This is a genomic window from Shewanella sp. DAU305, from assembly GCF_026802235.1.
Classification (GTDB): domain Bacteria; phylum Pseudomonadota; class Gammaproteobacteria; order Enterobacterales; family Shewanellaceae; genus Shewanella; species Shewanella baltica.
This window is the reverse complement of sequence record NZ_CP113808.1, coordinates 3,486,056-3,504,136: the sequence shown is the minus strand read 5'-3', so window position 1 is coordinate 3,504,136 and position 18,081 is coordinate 3,486,056. Positions and strand designations below refer to the sequence as shown.

The following is an 18,081-nucleotide window of genomic DNA, read 5'->3' as shown; positions in this document are numbered from 1 at the left end:
AGGTAACAGAATGAATTTAAAGCAAGAACTGCAGCAGCTTAACGATAAATTAGATAAATTTCGTCGTAAACTTGCTGCGGCTGAACAAAGAGGCGATGACGTCATTATTGCCCAGTTCAAGCGCGAAATCGCTGCAGTCACTAAGCAAATTGGCAGTGTGAAAGGCCAACAAACCCGCTTATTGAATAAGCAAGGTTCAGATATCAAAGGTTTGTCTTTCCATCGCGCTTTGACTAAAGATGAACAAGCGGACATGGGCAAACTGAAAAAGTCTGTCAAAGGTCTTGTGGTGATCCACCCTATGACGGCTATCGGCCGTGAAATGGGGCTAAAGGAAGTCACTGGATACGCGCCCGCAAAATTTTAATGTGGGTTAGGCTGTCACTGACACGGGATCGAGTGTCGATCGCGTGTTTGTGCGCCTAGTACTTTAAGCACAGCTTCGTTTTAATCCATTCCTTCGTGCTGCCCATCGAAAATGACATTCATGTTTGGTTTAGTTGATTAAAACACTAAAGTATTTCTTGATTGTTCAAAAACACTTTAGAATAGTGCGCTTAGTTGGCTAAGTGCCTAATCCTCGTTTGTTTCTAGGGATCTTATTCGTCTCATGGAATGAGAGTTGTCGTTAAGGTTAAGTATGTCGATAAAATATGTCGCGACGTCAAAGTTACCCACTCCTTGGGGCGTGTTTGCCATGCATGGTTTTGAAGATACAGAATCAGGCAAAGAGCATGTTGCGCTCACATTCGGTACGCTCAGTGCGGATGAACCTGTGTTGGGTCGAATTCATTCCGAGTGTTTAACTGGCGATGCGTTATTTAGCTTGCGTTGTGACTGTGGTTTCCAGTTACAAGCGGCGATGCAAAATATTGCGGAAACGGGCAGTGGCTTTATCCTCTATTTGCGCCAAGAAGGCCGTGGCATTGGTTTGTTGAATAAAATCCGCGCCTACGAGCTGCAAGATAAAGGTGCCAACACAGTTGAAGCCAACGAGCAACTGGGCTTCGAAGCCGATATGCGTAAATACGACATGATCAAACCTATGCTGGAACAGATAGGCGTGAAGCATGTGCGTTTGATGACCAATAACCCTCGTAAAGTGAAAGCGATGAAGGAGTTTGGCATCGAAGTGGTTGAGCGCGTACCGCTGCAAGTTGGTAAGAATCGTTACAACGAAGCCTACTTAAAAACCAAATCCACTGAGCTTGGACACATGATGTCTGAATATCATTTTATGGATGAAAATAAGTAGCTTTGTATTTATGATGGGTCGACCGATTGAGTCAGAAATGAGTAAGGTTTAAGTCAATTGAGCCATTTTTTCAGTCGGTTGCCATTATGTTTGTCGTTAACTTGCTTAGTATTACTGAGCATGGTTCCTACCGTTTTCGCCAATAGTGTATCCCCCGCCAATACGTTTACACCTGCGACACTTACATCTGCATCTCAAGCAAATGATGCTGGCGTGTCTGTTGATCCTGTTTCTATCAGTCATCTGCCTAGCAGTAATGCCAATGGCAGCAATCCGATAGAGTCGAGCAGTAATCCCAATTCTGTTTATGCCTTTGGTAGTTATCTCGGCACAGGGGTTTACCGCGCCGCCAACCAAAATGCGACCGTGGTCAGTATTCCGTTAAGTTTTGATTTAAAGAAAGATAGCGGAAGCCAGACTTGGTTACGTTTACCTATCTCCTTTGGCTTTTTTGATTATTTAGCCAAAGATATCACCGAAGGCGAGTTACCGTCGTCGATAGGCACTATGACCATTACCCCAGGTTTTGAGCATCACTGGCAGGCGAGCGAAAACACTCGAATGGAAGGGTATTTAGATATCGGTTTTGGTACTAACTTCGATAAAAACGATAACGTTGCCATTATCGCCTCTGGGATCAGTAGCTTGTATGATTTTACCCTAGCTGGGCAAGATGCGGTGTGGGTGTCGAGATTACGTTTCGCTGGGTACAGTGAGCACTATGGCAAGTTTGCCGATCAATTTGCGGTGTTACAAACTGGCGTTGATTTAGGATTAGCGCCGCGGTGGCAATGGTGGGATCTGCAGGTGCAACCAAGGATCTTTGCTGTGGGTTATTGGTATTTCAATGAGCTCAGATTTATCAGCGAGATAGAGCAAGATACCATAGTTTCAGGCAGTTATGAGGCTGGTTTTTCCCTCGCGTTTTCTAAGCCCCTTGGGGGCGAATTGCTGGGTGTTGATCGTATTGGATTCAGCTATCGCCGTGGTGATGGATTGAACATTTGGCGTTTGATGTTCAGTTTTCCCATCTAAGTAGGGTCAACTAGACGGCTTGAATATGTAAACCGCTCGAACATGTCGATGTTGTGAACATGGGTTAGCTTAGCGCAGTATCATCACCGCTTAATTTAAGCCGATTCCTTTTTTTGGGCTTCGCGCATCTTCTTCTCAGTCAAGGTTGCTATCTGACTACTCAGCTGCATTATTTGTTCTTGGATCATCTTACGTTGCTGATCTGCGGTCTCTGAGTCATCATTTTCAAGCTTGGCCAACATTTCTTGGAGTGCCTTGATTTGCTCTTTTATTTTTTGGATCTGCTGATCAATTAACGTCATGGGTTCTTCTGATGAGGCATTGTCGACTTCATTCTTTTTGGCTGAGGCTTTGTCTCTTAAGGTTGCGCCCACATCTGCGGATAAAGCTGCGCGGCCCGCATTAGAAATGGAGACAGTGTCTTGGCTATCTTGTGAGTCAGCGGACTCACTATTCGCTGTTTGTGTTGCGGCTGGTGTCGCTGCGATATATGCGCTTGATATGGCGGTGAAAGCAGAGCCAGTTGCGCTACTGTTTATTCCATTAATGTTCATTTAACACTCCATTGATGCAAACTGCGTTGATACTCAAGTCACTATAACAGTCGGTATCGGCCATAGATTTGAAAACTGAAGTCAATTTTGGTTGCTCAGCTAAAAAGAGTACAAGCTATTGGTTCACAAACTATTTGTTAGCGCTATTAGCCGCCAATAGATTAGCACAAATAGATTAAGGCTGTAGGTGAGTACAAATAGATTAGTGAAAATTGATTCACAGCAGGTTAATCACGATAGTACAGCCCTTATGCTAGGGCTGTTTACGTTTTATGGCAGCAGAGGCGAGGATTAATTATTGCCCCAAATATGGCTATTTACTGTGCCATCTGAGCTGGGTTTATCGCTTTTAGCCGGCTTTTCGGGAGCGGTTTGAGTGGGCTTTTTAGTCGCGATTTTTGCCGCAGGCTTTTTAGCGGCTTGGCTCGCTTCGGCTTTAGGTGGCGGTAACGGTAATTTGTTGGCTCTTAAATAAAGATATTCGACTTTATCCCGCGCCCACTCTGTTTTTCTTAAAAAACGTAAACTGGATTTGATGCTGGGATCGTGAGTAAAACAGCGGATGTTAATCCGCTCACCTAATTCTTCCCAGCCGTATTTCTCGACTAAGTAAGTGATGATCGTTTCCAGTTTAATGCCGTGGAGCGGGTTATTCGATTGATTCATATTATGCATGTTGCAGTGTGCTATGGCGGGAGTATAGCAGTTTTGTATGCCTGATACAGTGTGTAATGGTATCGAGTCAAGCCTGAATACCTTGCTAGCGTAAACCTGCGACAGCTATTATTGATGGAGCGTATGATCAAAACAGGCGCAATAAAGCGCCTGTTTTAGCTTGGTCATTCGGACTGTTTTATGAGTCTTTGACTGTTTCTTTAAGCTCAGTTTCTACCGGTAAATCAATCTCACCTTTACCTTTGGTTTTAACAATCAACAGCGCTGTAATCACTAAGGTGGTGACGACGCCTGCTATGGTTGATACCGTCATCGGTAAGCCTGCACCTAAGGTTGACGAGTTCAGCAGGAAGGTGATGACCACTGTGGTCATAAACATCGCTGGAATAGTCGCAATCCAATGCAGTTTGTTATGGCGTAACAGGTAAGCCGAAGCCGTCCACAGCATTAATACCGCGGTGGTTTGGTTTGCCACACCGAAGTAGCGCCAAATGACACCAAAATCCACTTGAGTCAACATACCGCCGATAACAAACAGTGGGAGAGCTAACACTAAGCGTTTTGGCAGTGAGATTTGTGGCATGTTGAAAAATTCAGCCAGAATCAAACGCGCAGAGCGGAAAGCCGTATCACCTGAAGTAATCGGCAGGATAATTACACCTAGGATAGCCATAAAGCCACCGACAGCGCCTAACAGACCAGTAGAAGCTTCATAGACCACGTTGGCAGGGTTGCCTGACATACCCGCACTTAAGCCTTCCACACCGCCGAAGTATGACAATGCAATCGCACACCAAAGCAGTGCAATAATGCCTTCGCCAATCATGGCGCCAAAGAAGACGAAGCGACCATTGGTTTCGTTTTCAACGCAGCGTGCCATTAATGGTGATTGCGTTGCATGGAAACCTGATACCGCGCCACAGGCGATGGTGATGAATAGCGCAGGCCAAAGTGGCATGTCATTTGGATTTAAGTTTTGGAAGAAATCGCCCGCTTGTACGTTAGGCAGTAAGGTGTGCTCGCTTGATAGGATAATCGCGAAAGCCAGACCGAACGACATGAAGAACAGTAAAGCGCCAAAGAAGGGGTACAGACGACCGATAATTTTATCGACTGGCACCACAGTTGCGATCAGGTAGTAGACGAAGATAATGCCGACGAAGATACTGACGTCCCAACCGGTAAGCTTGCCCAGTAAACCTGCAGGCGCAGAGATAAAGACCACACCAACCAGCAATAACAGCACAATAGCAAACACGTTCATGAAGTGTTTGGCACTCTTTCCTAAATATTTACCCGCAAGGTTTGGCACAGATTGGCCACCGTTGCGTACTGACAACATGCCAGAGAAGTAGTCATGCACGGCACCCGCAAAGATACAGCCAACCACAATCCACAACATGGCCGCAGGACCATAGAGCGCACCTAAGATAGGACCAAAGATTGGGCCTACGCCTGCGATGTTCAATAATTGAATTAAATAGACTTTGCCTTTAGACATAGGCACAAAGTCGACGCCATCAGTTTGAGCGAAAGCGGGTGTTTGACGATTAGCGTTAATGCCGAAGACTTTCTCGACAAAGGCGCCATAGATAAAGTAGCCGCCGATCAGCAGACCGACACAGAGTAGGAACCACATCATTTTTGTTATCTCCCCATTTGAGTTCTGGCGAGTGTAAACAAGTTGTTGATATAAAACTTCGCAATCTCAATGAGTGGTCGAAAATGCAGGGTGAGCGGTAATAGGTGGGCTTGAGTGGTTGCAATCGTATGTTAACGACGGGTGTTGTTGGCCATCTTGTGACTAAAAATACCCGCTAAGATGGCTTTTTGCTTGAGTTATTGGAAGCCGAACAGCTGTTTAAGGCTCTTAAGATAACGCCGTGAGACGGGCACTTTATCCCCTGAGTGGGTGGTGACTTCGGCGCCCGTGTCTAACAGCTCAATTTCGGCAATCGCCTTAGGTGAAATCAAATACTGCCGATGGCAGCGCACCAGTGGGGTTTTTTCTTCAAACACTTTTAAGGTCAATTGGGTATGGACTTTGCCTTTCGTACTGGCCACATGGATGCCGCTCAAATCACTGAACACATATTCCACATCTTGGATTGCAATCACCTTGAGTTTATTGCCGCTGTAACAGGGAATATGTTCCAGACGCTTTGGGGTAATGGGATCCATAATTTGAGGCGTCAGATTTTTACGCACCCGAGTGAGGGTTTTACTGAGTCTCTCGGCATCTATCGGTTTAAGCAAATAATCGAAGGCATGGTTATCGAAGGCCTTGACGGCAAATTCGTCGTAAGCGGTAACAAACACAATTTTTGGCATGTTATCGGGGTCGAGCATAGCGATAAGTTCCATGCCCGAAATGCGCGGCATTTGGATATCGAGAAAAATTAACTGAGGTTTTTCTTTGGCTATGCTTTGCAACGCCTCGATGGCATTAGCGCATTGACCAACAATTTCAATGTCGTGTTCTTGCCCCAAAAGATCGGCTAATTCTTCACGAGCAAACAGTTCATCATCAACAATTAAACAAGTGATCACGTGCGGGTGTCCATATTGGATATCTCAGGGTTTTCTATAGGTAATCTTATGGTGACACGAGTCAATTCATCGGCTTCGCATTCCACAGTAACACCATATTGTTCGCCAAAAATATTTTGAATGCGTTTATGCACTAAGTTCATCCCTAGGCCTTCAGAGCCCTCAACGGGCTGATATAATCCGGCATTGTCTGTGACTTCTAATTCCAGCACATCATTTTCGAGCTTGCCCGTCACTTTGATCTGCCCTTGCTCTATCATGTGCGAAGTGCCGTGCTTTACGGCATTTTCAATAATCGGCTGCAGGGTAAAGGCCGGTACTTTACAGTGGTAAAGTGATTCTGGTATCGCGATACTGACTTGTAATTTATCAATAAATCGCGCTTTTTCAATGGTGAGATAGGACGCGATGTGATCTAGCTCATCCCCAAGTGTCACTAAGCCTGTCGTTCGCTTTAAATTGATCCGTAAAAATTGAGATAACTGCTGTAGCAACTGCTTAGACATATCGGGATCGCGCTTGATAATCGCGCTAATGGTATTGAGTGCATTGAACAGAAAGTGCGGATTAACCTGCGCTTGCAGTAATTTCAATTCGGCTTGAGTCAGCAGATTTTGTTGTTGCTCAAACCGGCCATAAAGAATTTGGTTTGATAACAGACGGGCAATACCTTCACCTAAGGTGCGGTTAATATTCAAAAAAAGCTTATTCTTCGGCTCATAGAGTTTGATGGTGCCAATGACTTCGGTATCACTGCGCAGTGGGATCACCAGACTCGACCCTAAGCGGCAGTTGCTTGAAATAGAACATGAATAGGGCATTTCAACGCCATCGGCGAACATGACTTTATTTTGATTGATCGCCTCTAAGGTAATCTTGGAAGAAATCGGCGTGCCAGGCAGATGATGATCGGCACCTATGCCAATAAAAGCCAACAGTTTTTCCCTGTCAGTGATGGCTACTGCGCCCACATTGGTTTCTTCTATGACGATTTTGGCGACACGGCTGCTGCTTTCTTCGTTAAATCCTTTTGATAGCAGTCCGACACTGCGTTCGGCTATCTTTAATGCTTTAGTTGAAAAACTGGAGGAGAGTTTATCGAACATGGTTTTTTGGTCGCGGATCATGCTCATAAAGAGTGCCGCTCCCACTGAATTGACTAACAACATGGGCGGCGCGATTTGACGCACTAACTCCCATGCATCATCGAAGGGGCGGGCGACCAGTAAGATGATGCTCATTTGCATCATTTCGGCATAAAAAGTCACTAGGCAAACGAGTAATGGATTGTAGATAAGCTCACTTTTACCCGCACGTCTTAAGTAGAAGCTTATCATCCCTGCGGATAAGCCTTCTAAGGTGGTGGAAATGGCGCAGGCTATTTCCGTAAAGCCGCCCATACTGTAGCGATGCAGTCCGCCAGTCAGTCCAACTAGAAAACCGGTAACGGGTCCGCCTAGTAATCCACCTAAGACAGCGCCCATAGCACGGGTGTTGGCAATCGCGCCTGATGTTTGCTCACCAAAATAGGTGGCCATGATGCAGAAACTTGAAAAAATCAGATACATAAAAATCTTATGTGGCAGACGCGGGGAGGTTTCGGCAAACAGTTTAAACAGCGGCGTTTTACTGACTAAGTAAACGATCACTAAGTACAGCGACATCTGTTGGGTCAATAATAGGATTAAAGACATAATGGCTCACATTATCGTCACAGATGTCAGCGCAGTGGTATCAATTAGAAAGTCTGTGCGCGAGATCAGGGTTCAAATTCTACCGTTAGGATATAAAGAACAATAATATTGCATCTTTAGGAGGACATATGTCCAATTCTGTTCACGGTCATGATGTTATGGCGCTGATGGTAGCGCAAGGAGCCGCTATTATAAAGCCTGAATTACTATCCCTGATGGGACAAAAGTTTGGCTTTGCGGCTCGATACCATACGTGTAGTGCCGCCGATCTTAGTGCTGAAGCATTGATTCAGTTACTCATAGGTAAAGGTAAGTTTCACGAAACGCCCCAAGGCATTGAACTGGCCGCTGGAAGAAAGTGTGAACACTAACCTATTGTGGCCATACATATTTTGGCGATGGCGTATACAGTCATACGAGAACGCAGTAGTAATACGAAATTGTAATCAGAGTGTGGCAATCGCTTGACCATAGAATGACACCTAGTGAGGCTGATTTTTCTGATTGGGTTCATCAGCTTAGTGGCTTAAGCGAGAAGTACCAGTATGAGATTTAAGCTTGGATTTCATTAGGTTCAGCTAGCTTGAGTTTGAGCTTAAGGCAGCTTGAAACTCAGATTTCTCGAAGTCCTGACTCCTTGAATCCCTGAAACTTAGGTTTCGTCGTGGCGTTTATTGGCAATTTTGTCCTGCTGCGCGGGTGTGAGTTGGCTAAACTCATCAATTAAAATACGCAGTAAGCGAGATTTTGCAATGCTGGTGGATTTCGATAGTGAATCGAGCTGAGCAATACTCTTCTCTGTCAGGGTAAAGGTCGCGTGGCGATAAATCTTAGTCGACTTTTTATCTAAGCCCTTAACTATCGCTTGAGTCTGAGCCGCGGCTAATAAACTCGCCTTACCTAAGGCGTAGTTATTGGCATCTTCAATGAAATCATCGACAGAAACCGGCTTGATGATTTGCTTCGGTTTCTTACGTTTAAGATCAGTTAAGCTCATAGCTATTTTCTGGTGGCATGGCGAATAACTCATCCGTTATGGCGCGGATCTCATCGGCTGCTTTTCCATCGGGTTCGATTTCGACCACAGAGGAACCTTTTTCTTCACTGTCATCATAAATGTTTCGACAAAAGGTGACAGAATTCAACACCCTTAATCCAAAGGACTGCACTACATCTTTGGCTTCTAAAATACGTTTAAATTGTGTGGGAAGCGCAGGGCATTGGGTTAGTACTATGGTGGCGATCATTTTAGGATTCACCATCTTACAAGTGCTGAGCATGTCTTCCATGTGGGGTAATGTTTTAAGATCGCGTCTTTTAGGTCTGAGAGGGATCACAACATAAGTTGCTACCGACATGGCTGCGCGCATGGCTAAGTTATCCTGACCACCACAGTCTACAATCACGTAATCAAAACGCTCATTGAGGCTGAGTAAGTCATTGCGAATTTTGCCATAAAGCTGAATGCAGTTAATGCTGGGCAGACTGGGATCATTATTTCTTGCTTGGATCCAATCTGAAGTGGTGCGCTGGGGATCACAATCGACCATGAGGACGTTTGCTTGAAATTTTTGCTTAATATAAACGGCAAGATTCTGAGCGAGACAACTTTTTCCGCTACCACCTTTTTCACCACCTACCAGCAAGATCATAGTGACGCCCCTTCATGAATCGTTCAATTCATTGAGTGTAGAACAGACCCATTAAACCTGCGAAATTTAAGTTAAATTAAAGCAGTTGCATGGCTATGTGGTAGCTTTGGTCATGGCATTTAGCGCAGCGGCAGACTTGTCCTTTGACGGTATTTTGTTGTGTGGTATCGGGATTAAAGGTCACTTCGATGAGTTCGCCCAGTGCAAAGGGACGTTTATAATCGAATAAAATACCGCGTCTTGCTAAGTCAATACATACGCCTTCATCGGATTGCTTTATGCCTTGCGCGTCGACCCAATGTAAGGCGACACGCTCCGCTTCCATGTCCACTCGCAGTGATGTGCGTTTTTCTTCAAAACTAGTAGTATGGTCACCCATAACTCAATTGCCCCGTAAATTATTGATCTGAGTAAAACTAGCATAATTGCTTTTTGGCAGAATACCAATGTGAAAGCTAGGTCTTTGATTATAGTTTTAAAACGAGGACAGCAGGTGCTATTGAATAAGCCTTCAATAGCACCAACTCAGGTGCTTGATTAATTGTCGTATTCTTGGTTTTTAGGATAGGGCATTTTTAACTGACCCCAACGAATGACGATCACAGTTGCCGCTAAAATTAACGTCGACAGTGATATCGCGGCAATACGCCAATCTTCCATACTCTTCATATCTAAAATGAGATACCGAGCTAAGGCCACAATCGCGATATAAAGCGGCATACGCACGGGTAACTTACCGGATTCGTAGTAGTTCGCCACCATGGCTAAGACTTCTAAGAAAATAAATAACAGGAGTAAATCGGCTAATGCGACCATACGGACAGAAACAATATGCACAATTTCTTGGCCTATTGCGACGATAGTGGCAATAGCAATAACAAACAGGACTAAGTGTTCTACGGCTTTAAGGCTCTTAGAACCATATTGGTGATAAAATGGCATGGGCATTCCCTACTTGATGTTTTTATAAATAGTAACAGTAAAAATCAGCTTATAGGGAAAAGCTAGCCGCCGCTGTGTGACTTAATTCACAGATATGTTTAATCCTAAATGCAGCGCAAAGCTCAGTGTCAGTATGTTCTAACCGGGGCGACCATCGATTCTGGCTTGGCACAACATAGGCCCATAGCTGAGACAGAAACAGCCAAAGGCGATGACCCAAGATGTAATGGCGGCGAGTAATAATGATGCTGACCATAGCGGGATAACTCCTGCTAATACTCGAAACACTGCCGCGAGCAGGATTAACCCAAAGGCATACTTCATTATGCTTGGCGGTTGCAGAGTGCGGCCTGTATGGCCTAATGAAACCCGCGCTATCATAGCTAAAATCATCCCAGCTAAACCGCCAACCGTTATCGCGTGCATGCCAACGGATAAGGGGAGTCCAAAGGCAATAAGCGCTAAACCGAGTGGGATACACACATAACTAAGATGCAGTGACCAGAGTAAAGGGATGCTCAAGCTGGCATGCCAACCCCAGCGATGCCAGCGCAGCAATAAAATCAGACTCGCAATCCCAGCCATGCAGCGGAGCAATATTTGCTCTTGCAGGATTAAGCTAATGACTAATCCAAAAAGGCTGATAAAGCTCAGCCATTCGAGCACTGGCAGCGCAGTTTTACGCTGCCATTGGGTTGTGCGCTCGGTGAAAAAAGGGATCACACGGCCGCCTAAAAGTGCGACTATGATGCTGATTAACACAACCGCGCCATATAAGCCTATGTTTATCCATTCAAATTGATTTGTTAAAATGCCGTAGTAACTCAGTGCATTCATTAGGGTGAGCAAGGTGAGAATGGGGATAAACACAAAGTTTCGCCATTGACGAACGCGGATCACTGCTTGGGCGAGTATTAACGCCGTTAGCGGCAAAAATAGTAAGTCGATAAACATGATAAGTGTAAAGGGAATCGCTAGCGGCATTAGCAATAACAGCCTTGGCAATAACCACACACTGAATAACCCCAACAACCCAACACCTTTAATCCCAGCTTGGCCCGTCCAGTTTTGCACCGCAGTTAATAAAAAGCCCGCGACGACGGCGCAGACAAATCCGAAAATCATTTCGTGACCGTGCCACCAAAGTGGATTAACGGATTGCGGCAACAGATTGATCCCTGAAAGGAATCCTCCCCAGATCCCTAATGCCAATACGCTGAATAAACTCGCAAACAGGAAAAAAGGCCGAAAGCCTAATCTGAATAAGGCGATTCGTGGTTGTAAATGTGCGGGCTCATCAATGTTCAACATAACTGGCTCTTGAGTATCTGACTAAATCTGTCAGATATTTTAAGCTGCAATTAAAATGAATGTATATATCTCGATATGAGTATTCCTCGTGCTGCATCTGTTTAAGACGCAAACTTAGTCTGCACAGATGGTGCAATTTTACATGAAAAGCGACAAACTCAAGCGTGAAAGGAGTGAGGTGGCGGACATTGAAACGACAGGATGTAAAGCAAGGGAAGCCAATAGATTGCAATGCACACTAGGCCATGAAGGATAAGCTAAGTCATTGATCCGCTTATGCTTTTACTTAGGTTAACTAGCCTTCGGCTAAAACTGCATCAGCATAAGCGGTGGGAAAGGCGAGCTTATTTATTCTTACGTTTTTGCCACTTAAACATAATGGAATATTTCCACAGATTGTTAATCAGCAAATAGCCCACTGCGGAAAAAATCACCCCAAGAACAAGGCATCCCAGTAAAAACGCCGGACCTATGGTGGCAAGGGAGGCTTCAATCCATTGCCAACTGGCTTCGAAGGCAAAATCTTGCGGCGCATGGCCGAGTATCTTAGCGCCGAGTAAATACGCGCCATAAAACATCACTGGCATAGTTAAGGGATTGGTTATCCAGACTAATGCGACAGAAACGGGAATATTAACGTTAAATAGAATGGCAAAAGCCGCAGCCACTACCATCTGAAATGGCATAGGGATCCAGGCGACAAATAATCCCACGGCGAATGCGCCAGGGGCGGATTTGCGATTTAGCGCCCACAAATTGGGATTATGTAATAAGCGTCCGAACATGCGTAAGTGTTTATGCTCACGCAAGGTTTCAGGCTTAGGCATAAATCTTTTGATTAATTTTTTTGGCATAGGCTGAAATTGCTGTCTTAACTTAATTCACTATGAATCGATTCATGTTTGGCTTTAGTGCCATCTTGTTATCAGCGATGTTGTGGCCTTCGCTGCCGCCAGTCAGTTATATACCCTACCTTGTTGTTGGGGCGTTAATTTTATACCGAAAAATCCCTGTCTGCGCAGGTGGACTCTTTGCAATGGCATGGCTAACTGGTTTTTGCTTAGGATTATCTAGGCAGGATCTTCCAGTGTTACAACAACCTATACAGGTTAGGGGCGAAATCATATCACTAGTTAGTCGAAACAGCGACTGGCTAAGTTTGGATATATCGGTCATTAAACCAAATTTAATCTTAGGGCCAAATGCAAAATTGCGACTCACGTGGAAAGATCCGCCAGAAGTCGATGTCGGTCAGGTTTGGCAGTTTACCTTGATGCCTAAGAGTATTGCTAGCGTGTTAAATCAAGGTGGTTACAACGAGCAGAAACAATTAATCAGCCAACATGTTGTCGGTAAAGGGCGAGTGATAGAGGCACATTTACTTGCGGTTTCACCTTCACTGCGTAACGAGCTGATAAGCGCATTGACGCCTGAATTAGCCTCTTTGCCGCAAGGTGATATTCTACTCGCCTTACTTTTGGGTGATAAGCAGTTGATCTCAAAAGTGCGTTGGCAAGCATTACGACAGACAGGTACGGGTCATTTAGTGGCGATATCCGGCTTGCATCTTTCGGTCATAGCAGCATGGATTTACACATGCCTTTTGTTTGGCTTAAGTCGCTTAGTGCCACATCAGAGTCGGCGTAATATCACCCTTGCCTTAGTCGCAGCGGGCATAGGCGCCGCATTTTATGCTTATCTTGCGGGCTTTGGCATTTCGACGCAGCGTGCATTAGTGATGATTCTGCTGTTAATGCTGTTGAGTTTATTAAAGCGCTTTTCTACGGCGTGGGAGCGCTTATTATTCGCCCTGTTCATTGTATTACTGCTTGATCCGCTCGCTTGTTTAAGTGCGGGATTTTGGCTGTCGTTTTGTGCCTTAGGCATCATCTTATACACCTTAGAAATCCAACCAAGGGCATTTACCCCTGCGTCGACTCGAAGGGCGCGTTTACGCACTGGGATGATGCAGTTTTGGGCTATCCAATGGCGCTTGAGTCTCGGGCTTGGATTACTGCAAGCGGCACTCTTTGGCGGCGTGAGCGTACACAGTCTGTGGATGAACATCTTGGCCGTGCCCTGGTTTAGCTTTGTAGTGATCCCCTTAGCCATGGCGGGATTTGTCTGCTGGTGGCTTGGGACGGCTTTGGGATTATCTCAGTTCGGACTCTCTTCACTTGGAGTACTGCGTCTCAGTGATTGGAGTTTATCGCCCTATGCGCAGTTGCTCGACATCAGTCAGCAATTACCCGCCCATTGGTTAGCACTCTCTGACAGCCTATTAGCCTTAGGATTCTGCGCACTTGTCGGTGGTGTGTTATGGCGCTATGTGCCTAAGCATAAACACTATATTGCTTGGTTAAGCCTATTGAGTTTGCTGTTTATGCCCGCATTACTTTTTTGTATGACGCTGTGGTCTCCCGTTCAAACCCATCGATGGACCATGCATTTACTCGATGTGGGCCAAGGTTTAGCCGTGGTGATTGAAAAGAATGGCAAGGGGTTTATCTATGACACGGGCGCCGCCTTTGGCGATGATTTCAGTTATGCGGAGCGGGTGATATTGCCCTTCCTAAAAGCCAAAGGCATCCAAGAGATTGATTATATTGTTATCAGCCATAGCGATAACGATCATGCTGGCGGTGCGCCTGTCTTGATTGAGGCTTATCCCAAGGCTTTGGTGATCACAGATGTGGCTGGCTTTAGCGGCCAAGATTGCCGTCCAAGGCAGATTCAATGGCAAGGATTGCGCCTTAACTTACTCTCGCCGCCTCAAGTGCTGGCGGGCAATAATGGCTCTTGTGTGGTGCGCATTGATGATGGCCTGCAAAGTCTGCTACTCACCGGGGATATTGAAAAACAAACCGAAGCGACACTATTACGTAGTGAGTTAAGTGTGAGCGGTGATCTAAGTGACCTAAACGAGTTACAAAGCGACGTCCTGGTAGCGCCGCACCATGGCAGTAAAACCTCGTCGACTGAGGACTTTATCGATGCCGTTGCCCCTAAGTTAGTGCTGTTTCCGGCGGGTTTTGCTAATCGCTATGGTTTTCCTAAATCCACAGTGGTTGAACGTTATCAGCGGCGAGAGATTAGGAGCCTGACCACAGGGTCAGAAGGGCAGATTAGTGTGATTTTTCAGCAGTCTGAGTTAGAGGTAAAGACCTATCGTGGTGATTTAGCGCCATTTTGGTACAACTCTCTGTTTAGATTTGGTGACTTGATTAATCCAGAGTAGAATGCCTACTTTGCCATAATTTAGTGTTATCAATGACAACATCTCCTAAAGACGAAATGTGGACAGTTTTCAAACGATTACTGGGCTATATAAAACAGATGAAAGGCATGTTTATGCTTTCAGTTGCGGGATTAATTATTTATGGTCTCGTCGATGCCGCCTTTATCGCTTTCATCGGCCCCTTTATTGATAAGGGTTTTTCCGGCGGCGCACCCGCTGCGGTCACCAACGGCATAGCATTGCCAACCAGTGAAGGTTTCCACGCGAACAACGACGTGCTAATGATGGCGCCGCTTGTGGTTATCGTCATGTTTTCCCTGCGCGGTTTTGCCAACTTTGTTTCGACCTACGGCATCTCATACATGAGTGCGCGTTTGATCATGGACATGCGTCAGCAAGTATTTGAGCATTATCTCAGTCTGCCTGTCAGTTACATGGACAAGGAAAATACCGGTAACTTGATTTCAAAAGTCACCTTCGATACTGAGCAAATCGCTCGAGCATCGGGTAGTGCTTTGATTTCTATCGTCCGCGACAGTGTGACTGTGTTTGGTATGCTGGCGCTGATGTTCTATAACTCTTGGAAGTTATCCCTGTGTATCTTAGTCATCGGGCCGATTATGGGCATGGTCATTGCTGTGGTCAGTCGTCGCTTCCGTAAGGTTTCTAAGCAAATTCAAACCGCCATGGGCGGCGTGAGTGCCACGACTGAGCAAATGATTAAGGGCCATAAAAACGTATTGGCCTTTGGTGGACAAGAAACCGAGGCCACCCGTTTTGCTAAAGTGAACGATCAAAACCGCCATCAAAATATGAAGTTAGCTGTGGCGCAAGCCATTAGCCAACCGTTGATCATGATTATCGGCTCATTCGCCTTAGCCTTTGTGCTTTATGCGGCAAGCTTAGACAGCATGAAAGCTGATCTCACCGCCGGTACCTTCGCGACAATTCTTGGCGCTATGATGGCCATGTTGCAACCCATTAAAAACTTAACCCGAGTGAACGCCGAATTCCAACGGGGTATTGCAGCTTGTACCACAGTGTTTGAATTACTGGATACGCTGCCAGAATCCGACACCGGCACTTATACCGTCGAGCGCGCTAAGGGTCATTTACGTTTCGATAAGGTCTGTTTTACCTATGACAGTCAAGACCGCCGAGCGCTGGAAGATGTTGATTTTGAAGTTAAACCAGGTCAAACCTTAGCGCTAGTAGGCCGTTCTGGTTCAGGCAAGTCGACTATCGCCAGTCTAGTGACCCGTTTTTATACGGGGCTCGAATCCGGCGATATTCTGCTTGATGATGTCAGCATTTACGATTACTCGCTAAAATCGCTGCGTAATCAAGTGGCTCTGGTATCGCAGCAGGTGACCTTATTCAACGATACGATTGCTAACAACATCGCCTACGCCTATCCGGGTGAAGCGACGCGTGAGCAGATTATTGAAGCGGCGACCTTAGCCTATGCGATGGAGTTTATTGACCAGTTGCCCCAAGGCCTTGATACCCAAGTGGGGGAAAATGGCGTGTTATTGTCCGGTGGCCAAAGACAGCGGATTGCGATTGCGCGCGCTATGTTGCGTGATGCGCCTGTATTGATCCTCGATGAAGCGACCTCTGCGCTGGATACTGAGTCAGAAAAAGCGATTCAGAAAGGCTTAGACAACCTCAGACAAAACCGTACCTCAGTAGTGATCGCCCACAGGTTGTCGACTATCGAGAGTGCCGATCAAATTTTAGTGGTGGATCAGGGACGTATCGTCGAGCGCGGGACGCACCAATCACTATTGGAATTAAATGGCATGTACGCCAAATTGTACCAAATGCAATTCGGTAGCTAGATGCAGGCCTTAGTGAATAAAATTTGGTATCAGGGTCATCCACTGCGATGGCTCTTGTTACCTTTATCTTGGCTATTCGCGGTTATCACTTATGTGCGCCGCGCCTTGTTTCGCCTCGGGATCAAATCACAAACGGCAATGCCTGTGCCTGTCATCGTTGTCGGTAATATTACCGTCGGCGGCAGCGGTAAGACGCCAACCGTGATTTATCTGATTGAATTATTGCGCCAGCATGGGTTTACACCCGGTGTGATCAGTCGAGGTTACGGCGTTGATATTCAAGGCGTTAAAACGGTTAACTTAGGTGCGAGTGCAGCAGAGGTGGGTGATGAACCGGCCATGATAGTGGCGCGTACTCAAGTGCCTATGGTAGTTGGCGCTAAACGCGTCGATGCGGCCAATGCGCTTATTGCTGAGTTTGGTGTGGATGTTATCATCTGCGACGATGGGCTGCAGCACTATGCGCTGGGACGGGATATTGAGCTGGTGGTGATTGATGGTCAACGCGGTTTAGGCAATGGCTTGCTGTTGCCGGCAGGTCCGCTACGTGAAGGCGCGTGGCGTCTCGATGCCGTGGATTTTATCGTCAGTAATGGCGGCCCCGCAGCAAAAGGGCAGTTCGAAATGCAACTGGCCCCTACGGAAGTGAAGTCCGTTAAATGCGATTCGACCTCCGGTGAGTACAGTTTCGATAAATCTCAGCCGCTGGTTGCGATGGCGGGTATTGGTAACCCTGCGCGTTTCTTTGAATCGCTGCGCGCCCAAGGTTATCAACTGGCGCTATGTCAGGGTTTTGATGACCATCAGCCCTACGATAAAACCCAATTACGTGATTTAGCCCAAGACTTGCCGCTGTTGATGACAGAAAAAGATGCGGTTAAATGTCGCGATTTTGCACAAGAGAACTGGTGGTATTTGGCGGTCAATGCCAAGCTATCCCCACAATTTGATGAGCAGCTGCTCGCACGTCTTCGCGAGGTGGCTGCAGCTAAACAAGGAAACTTCCATGGCATTCGATAAAAAATTGTTAGATATAGTGGCTTGCCCTGTGTGTAAGGGAAAACTTGAGTACGATAAAACGACGCAGCAGTTGATTTGTAAGGCAGATAAGCTGGCCTATCCGATCACTGAAGGTATCCCTGTGTTATTAGAAAATCGTGCTGTGCCACTGACTGAATTAGTCTAGTGTGATGTGAATGCGCGTATTGCCTAATACGCGCATACTTACCTTTTTGAGCTTCTCTTATTATTGTTTTCGCTATTTTTAGCCGATTAACAGTGCTTCTCCAATCTTGCGTCTTTTCGATGCTCAGAGCTTAGCCATGCAAATTTGA

Annotated in this window: 19 protein-coding genes; 8 read left to right on the top strand and 11 right to left on the bottom strand. The window is 46.0% G+C overall.

What is annotated here, in order from left to right; genetic code table 11:
• Positions 1 to 10: 10 nt before the first annotated feature.
• The 3 genes from OX890_RS14805 (at position 11) to OX890_RS14795 (ending at position 2,290) form a co-directional block, all read left to right on the top strand.
• Positions 11 to 367: a YibL family ribosome-associated protein gene (locus OX890_RS14805; RefSeq protein ID WP_006081182.1), complete on the top strand. Its 357-nt coding sequence runs from the start codon at positions 11 to 13 to the stop codon at positions 365 to 367.
• Between the two features lie 273 nt (positions 368 to 640).
• Entirely contained in the window at positions 641 to 1,255 is a 615-nt protein-coding gene (ribA, locus tag OX890_RS14800) for a GTP cyclohydrolase II (RefSeq protein WP_006087423.1), read from the top strand.
• A 57-nt stretch (positions 1,256 to 1,312) separates the two neighbouring features.
• The gene (locus tag OX890_RS14795) at positions 1,313 to 2,290 is read left to right on the top strand and encodes a hypothetical protein (RefSeq protein ID WP_268649460.1); all 978 of its coding nucleotides are present in this window, start codon (positions 1,313 to 1,315) and stop codon (positions 2,288 to 2,290) included.
• A gap of 95 nt (positions 2,291 to 2,385) precedes the next feature.
• On the opposite strand, the gene OX890_RS14790 is transcribed toward OX890_RS14795, so the two are convergent.
• From OX890_RS14790 to OX890_RS14770, 5 genes are all read right to left on the bottom strand, one after another.
• Complete coding sequence (locus tag OX890_RS14790; protein WP_006087425.1) at positions 2,386 to 2,844, bottom strand: FlxA-like family protein; 459 nt, start codon at positions 2,842 to 2,844, stop codon at positions 2,386 to 2,388.
• Between the two features lie 291 nt (positions 2,845 to 3,135).
• Positions 3,136 to 3,519 carry a VF530 family DNA-binding protein gene (locus tag OX890_RS14785; protein ID WP_011846505.1) on the bottom strand — a complete coding sequence of 128 codons (384 nt, stop codon included), beginning with the start codon at positions 3,517 to 3,519 and terminating at the stop codon, positions 3,136 to 3,138.
• Between the two features lie 178 nt (positions 3,520 to 3,697).
• Positions 3,698 to 5,161: a carbon starvation CstA family protein gene (locus OX890_RS14780; protein WP_006087427.1), complete on the bottom strand. Its 1,464-nt coding sequence runs from the start codon at positions 5,159 to 5,161 to the stop codon at positions 3,698 to 3,700.
• 197 nt (positions 5,162 to 5,358) lie between these two features.
• Complete coding sequence (gene btsR / locus OX890_RS14775; protein WP_006081188.1) at positions 5,359 to 6,069, bottom strand: two-component system response regulator BtsR; 711 nt, start codon at positions 6,067 to 6,069, stop codon at positions 5,359 to 5,361.
• On the bottom strand, positions 6,066 to 7,763 hold the full coding sequence (locus OX890_RS14770) for a sensor histidine kinase (protein WP_006087428.1): 1,698 nt from the start codon (positions 7,761 to 7,763) through the stop codon (positions 6,066 to 6,068). The genes btsR and OX890_RS14770 overlap by 4 nt, the downstream gene beginning before the upstream one ends.
• Before the next feature lie 128 nt (positions 7,764 to 7,891).
• Here OX890_RS14770 and OX890_RS14765 point away from each other — a divergent pair, with 128 nt between their 5' ends.
• Entirely contained in the window at positions 7,892 to 8,134 is a 243-nt protein-coding gene (locus OX890_RS14765; protein WP_006081190.1) for a YecH family metal-binding protein, read from the top strand.
• 281 nt (positions 8,135 to 8,415) lie between these two features.
• Here OX890_RS14765 and OX890_RS14760 read toward each other — a convergent pair whose 3' ends face one another.
• The 6 genes from OX890_RS14760 to OX890_RS14735 form a co-directional block, all read right to left on the bottom strand.
• A complete protein-coding gene (locus tag OX890_RS14760; RefSeq protein ID WP_126492234.1) occupies positions 8,416 to 8,760 on the bottom strand; it encodes a ribbon-helix-helix domain-containing protein in 345 nt (114 codons plus the stop codon).
• On the bottom strand, positions 8,747 to 9,415 hold the full coding sequence (locus OX890_RS14755) for an AAA family ATPase (protein ID WP_006087431.1): 669 nt from the start codon (positions 9,413 to 9,415) through the stop codon (positions 8,747 to 8,749). The genes OX890_RS14760 and OX890_RS14755 overlap by 14 nt, the downstream gene beginning before the upstream one ends.
• A gap of 76 nt (positions 9,416 to 9,491) precedes the next feature.
• Complete coding sequence (locus OX890_RS14750) at positions 9,492 to 9,794, bottom strand: PilZ domain-containing protein (RefSeq protein ID WP_126492232.1); 303 nt, start codon at positions 9,792 to 9,794, stop codon at positions 9,492 to 9,494.
• Positions 9,795 to 9,952: 158 nt separating this feature from the next.
• Entirely contained in the window at positions 9,953 to 10,357 is a 405-nt protein-coding gene (locus OX890_RS14745) for a phosphate-starvation-inducible protein PsiE (protein WP_006081194.1), read from the bottom strand.
• A gap of 138 nt (positions 10,358 to 10,495) precedes the next feature.
• Complete coding sequence (locus tag OX890_RS14740) at positions 10,496 to 11,668, bottom strand: NnrS family protein (RefSeq protein WP_126492230.1); 1,173 nt, start codon at positions 11,666 to 11,668, stop codon at positions 10,496 to 10,498.
• 344 nt (positions 11,669 to 12,012) lie between these two features.
• Positions 12,013 to 12,522, bottom strand: coding sequence for a DUF2062 domain-containing protein (locus OX890_RS14735; RefSeq protein ID WP_006087434.1), 510 nt, complete (start codon positions 12,520 to 12,522; stop codon positions 12,013 to 12,015).
• 32 nt (positions 12,523 to 12,554) lie between these two features.
• On the opposite strand from OX890_RS14735, the gene OX890_RS14730 reads away from it, so the two are divergent.
• From OX890_RS14730 to OX890_RS14715, 4 genes are read left to right on the top strand one after another with little or no spacing between them, the layout of a single operon-like run.
• Entirely contained in the window at positions 12,555 to 14,906 is a 2,352-nt protein-coding gene (locus OX890_RS14730; RefSeq protein ID WP_126492229.1) for a DNA internalization-related competence protein ComEC/Rec2, read from the top strand.
• A gap of 32 nt (positions 14,907 to 14,938) precedes the next feature.
• The gene (gene msbA / locus OX890_RS14725; RefSeq protein ID WP_006081198.1) at positions 14,939 to 16,747 is read left to right on the top strand and encodes a lipid A export permease/ATP-binding protein MsbA; all 1,809 of its coding nucleotides are present in this window, start codon (positions 14,939 to 14,941) and stop codon (positions 16,745 to 16,747) included.
• Positions 16,748 to 17,767, top strand: a complete 1,020-nt coding sequence (gene lpxK, locus OX890_RS14720) for a tetraacyldisaccharide 4'-kinase (RefSeq protein WP_268649459.1) — start codon at positions 16,748 to 16,750, stop codon at positions 17,765 to 17,767.
• Entirely contained in the window at positions 17,754 to 17,933 is a 180-nt protein-coding gene (locus tag OX890_RS14715) for a Trm112 family protein (RefSeq protein ID WP_115334989.1), read from the top strand. Before lpxK ends, OX890_RS14715 begins: the two co-directional genes overlap by 14 nt.
• Positions 17,934 to 18,081: the final 148 nt, after the last annotated feature.

What these genes read in the sequence shown, in the direction of transcription:
- OX890_RS14755 (WP_006087431.1), bottom strand. Translation starts at nt 9,415, where the DNA reads ATGATCTTGCTGGTAGGTGGTGAAAAAGGTGGTAGCGGAAAAAGTTGT.
- ribA (WP_006087423.1), top strand. Translation starts at nt 641, where the DNA reads ATGTCGATAAAATATGTCGCGACGTCAAAGTTACCCACTCCTTGGGGC.
- lpxK (WP_268649459.1), top strand. Translation starts at nt 16,748, where the DNA reads ATGCAGGCCTTAGTGAATAAAATTTGGTATCAGGGTCATCCACTGCGA.
- OX890_RS14735 (WP_006087434.1), bottom strand. Translation starts at nt 12,522, where the DNA reads ATGCCAAAAAAATTAATCAAAAGATTTATGCCTAAGCCTGAAACCTTG.
- OX890_RS14730 (WP_126492229.1), top strand. Translation starts at nt 12,555, where the DNA reads ATGAATCGATTCATGTTTGGCTTTAGTGCCATCTTGTTATCAGCGATG.
- msbA (WP_006081198.1), top strand. Translation starts at nt 14,939, where the DNA reads ATGACAACATCTCCTAAAGACGAAATGTGGACAGTTTTCAAACGATTA.
- OX890_RS14745 (WP_006081194.1), bottom strand. Translation starts at nt 10,357, where the DNA reads ATGCCATTTTATCACCAATATGGTTCTAAGAGCCTTAAAGCCGTAGAA.
- OX890_RS14740 (WP_126492230.1), bottom strand. Translation starts at nt 11,668, where the DNA reads ATGTTGAACATTGATGAGCCCGCACATTTACAACCACGAATCGCCTTA.
- OX890_RS14790 (WP_006087425.1), bottom strand. Translation starts at nt 2,844, where the DNA reads ATGAACATTAATGGAATAAACAGTAGCGCAACTGGCTCTGCTTTCACC.
- OX890_RS14750 (WP_126492232.1), bottom strand. Translation starts at nt 9,794, where the DNA reads ATGGGTGACCATACTACTAGTTTTGAAGAAAAACGCACATCACTGCGA.
- OX890_RS14780 (WP_006087427.1), bottom strand. Translation starts at nt 5,161, where the DNA reads ATGATGTGGTTCCTACTCTGTGTCGGTCTGCTGATCGGCGGCTACTTT.
- OX890_RS14715 (WP_115334989.1), top strand. Translation starts at nt 17,754, where the DNA reads ATGGCATTCGATAAAAAATTGTTAGATATAGTGGCTTGCCCTGTGTGT.
- OX890_RS14805 (WP_006081182.1), top strand. Translation starts at nt 11, where the DNA reads ATGAATTTAAAGCAAGAACTGCAGCAGCTTAACGATAAATTAGATAAA.
- OX890_RS14765 (WP_006081190.1), top strand. Translation starts at nt 7,892, where the DNA reads ATGTCCAATTCTGTTCACGGTCATGATGTTATGGCGCTGATGGTAGCG.
- OX890_RS14785 (WP_011846505.1), bottom strand. Translation starts at nt 3,519, where the DNA reads ATGCATAATATGAATCAATCGAATAACCCGCTCCACGGCATTAAACTG.
- OX890_RS14760 (WP_126492234.1), bottom strand. Translation starts at nt 8,760, where the DNA reads ATGAGCTTAACTGATCTTAAACGTAAGAAACCGAAGCAAATCATCAAG.
- OX890_RS14770 (WP_006087428.1), bottom strand. Translation starts at nt 7,763, where the DNA reads ATGTCTTTAATCCTATTATTGACCCAACAGATGTCGCTGTACTTAGTG.